Genomic DNA, 1,165 nt, shown 5'->3' with positions numbered 1-1,165 from the left:
GTGATTGCGGCAAGGAGCGGACGTCGCCCCGCCTATGCGGCTTGCTCACTCTAGCGTCGGGGCGGTCCGCAGACCGTTGAATCGAAATCGCTACGAAGCCCACGGGCAGACCTTAGCCTCCTGCGCTGAGCATTTCGATGATTGTTAAATCCAAAGAATCACCACAGGACGGTGGCCGTCCAGCGAGTTTTCAGCAGCCCATTTCCGCAGCCTATTAATGTGCAACTTGGGAAGCTGCCGACATCAATTCCTCGGGATTCAGCGCTCTGAAGGTATTGAGGCCATCCTCCAGAACTTCAGTGAAGTTCCAGCGTACGATGCCCGCCCGGTCGATTAGGAACTGACCGACAAGCTGCGCCTGGCTGGAAGCCATCGCCTGCTGATCGACTTCCGTAATCTCATATCCTTCCTTCTTGTTAAGAAATTCATTCATTGCCATGACGTTCATAGGCTCGGGCAACTCGCCCGGGAGATGGAACGGTATCGCCATGACCGTGTCCATCCCGACCTCGCGCAAGCCGAAAGCACGGTGCGAGGCTCGCTCCGGGTCGGATGCGGCGAGAAGATCGGGTGCCGGGTGGTAACGGAAATAGAGCCGCGCCCGCTCGACCGGCGTATTGACCACAGCCAGGCATTCGACGCCTTTCTCACGCAGGGCCGGCTTGAGTTGCGCCATCGCCGCGACATGGCGCCGGCAGAACGGACAGTGCAGGCCTCGGAACAAACCGATCAACAACGGGCTACGGCCTCGAAAATCATCGAGCGCGATCTTGCCTTCGCGTGAGATCGCATTGAGCACAACATTCGGTGCCCGGTCGCCCGGCTGCAGCGGGCGGTCAACACTACTCGTGGACATGGACAACCTCCTCGCCCCGGGGTCAGTCAGGGAAAGCAGCACACCCAGCGTTTCGGAGGCGATCAAGTGCTGGAGCGAAAGCTTCCTGTGCCAAGGCAATAGCTTTCGACCTCTGCCATATTGCCGAGGTCGAGATTACGCGCGTTGCAAGCCCATCATAACACGAAAAAGCATCTGCGGGCGCCGCCAAATGTGGTGAATTACCTTACGCGAGCGCACTCCCGAATGCTCTTGCGCTGAAGGTCAGGTTCCCGACCTCGATTTGGAGGTTCAAGTCTGCAACGCCCAAGGTCGTCAACGGGTCGGTTC

At 58.7% G+C, this 1,165-nt stretch carries 1 protein-coding gene; it reads right to left on the bottom strand.

Translation table 11 applies throughout. The features are described from left to right. Nucleotides 1–214: 214 nt before the first annotated feature. Nucleotides 215–856 carry a peroxiredoxin-like family protein gene (locus tag AC0L2C_RS34090; protein WP_091590900.1) on the bottom strand — a complete coding sequence of 214 codons (642 nt, stop codon included), beginning with the start codon at nt 854–856 and terminating at the stop codon, nt 215–217. Nucleotides 857–1,165 lie beyond the last annotated feature (309 nt).

It is taken from the genome of Mesorhizobium sp. WSM4845 (assembly GCF_055811455.1).
Note: the sequence above shows the minus strand (reverse complement) of the source record. Positions and strands in the feature narration are given on the sequence as shown.

What these genes read in the sequence shown, in the direction of transcription:
- AC0L2C_RS34090 (WP_091590900.1), bottom strand. Translation starts at nt 856, where the DNA reads ATGTCCACGAGTAGTGTTGACCGCCCGCTGCAGCCGGGCGACCGGGCA.